1 protein-coding gene is annotated in these 1,132 nt (G+C 64.1%); it reads left to right on the top strand.

Annotated features, from left to right (window positions below; genetic code table 11):
• Positions 1-148 precede the first annotated feature (148 nt).
• The coding region (locus tag RJ1_RS44980) for an RNA-guided endonuclease TnpB family protein (protein ID WP_501193868.1) at positions 149-1,132 on the top strand (984 nt) is incomplete at its 3' end.

Here is a 1,132-nt window from a genome sequence, read left to right as displayed (position 1 = left end):
CGGTGGTGGGAAGGCTGGACTGACCGGGCGCTCGACGTCTCGTTGATCCGTGAGTCTTTCGGCGCAAACCCGGTCCTTCGGGTCGGGGATAGCTGATCTGGTTTTGTCGGACTGGGTGGCTAGTGTCTGGGTTATGGCGGGGAGGGTGGTGAAGCGGGCGTTCAAGTACCGTTTCTATCCGACTGCGGTGCAGGCGGAGCGGCTTGCTCGGACGTTCGGGTGCACCCGGTATGTCTATAACCGGGCGTTGGCGGAGCGCTCGCGTGCCTGGTCGCAGGAGCGGCGGCGGGTCACCTACGCGGACACCTCGAAGATGCTCACCGGATGGAAACGGGACACCGAGACCGCGTGGTTGTCGGAGCCGTCGAAGGGGCCGTTGCAGGAGTTGCTGCGGCAGTTGCAGGCCGCGTTCGACAGGTTCTGGCGTAAGCAGTCCCGCTACCCGCAGTTCAAGAGGAAGGACCACTCGAAGGATTCGGCGACCTACTACTCGAACTGCTTCACCTACCGGGGCGGGCAGGTCCGGTTGGCCGAGCAGTCCGAACCGCTGGACGTTCGGTGGTCGAGGCCGCTGCCGGAGGGGGCCGTGCCGTCGCAGGTGACGGTGTCGCGTAATGCTCGCGGTCGGTACCACATCTCGATTCTCGTCGAGGACACGATCACCGAACCCCCGCCGACCGATCGGGTGGTCGGGCTCGACGCCGGGATCACGAGCCTCTACACGCTCTCGACGGGGGAGAAGATCACCAACCCGAGACATGAACGAAAGGATCGTGAGCGGCTGGCGAAGGCGCAGCGGGTGCTGGCCAGGAAGGAGAAGGGATCCCGTAACCGGGCCAAGGCCCGACTGAAGGTCGCGAAGATTCATGGCCGGATCGCCGATCGGCGTCGCGATTATCTGCACAACCTCTCCACTCGGCTGGTGCGCGAAAATCAAGTGATCGCCGTCGAGGATCTGAGTGTGCGGAACATGGTCAGGAATCGGTCGTTGTCTCGGGCGATCTCGGATGCGAGTTGGTCCGAGTTCCGGTCGATGCTCGAGTACAAGGCCGACTGGTATGGGCGGCGGGTGGTGGCGATCGACCGGTTCTATCCGTCGTCGAAGACCTGCTCGGTGTGTGGGGCGATCGCC

It is taken from the genome of Rhodococcus jostii NBRC 16295 (assembly GCF_001894825.1).
In the GTDB taxonomy this organism is placed as follows: domain Bacteria; phylum Actinomycetota; class Actinomycetes; order Mycobacteriales; family Mycobacteriaceae; genus Rhodococcus_F; species Rhodococcus_F jostii.
Note: the sequence above shows the minus strand (reverse complement) of the source record. Positions and strands in the feature narration are given on the sequence as shown.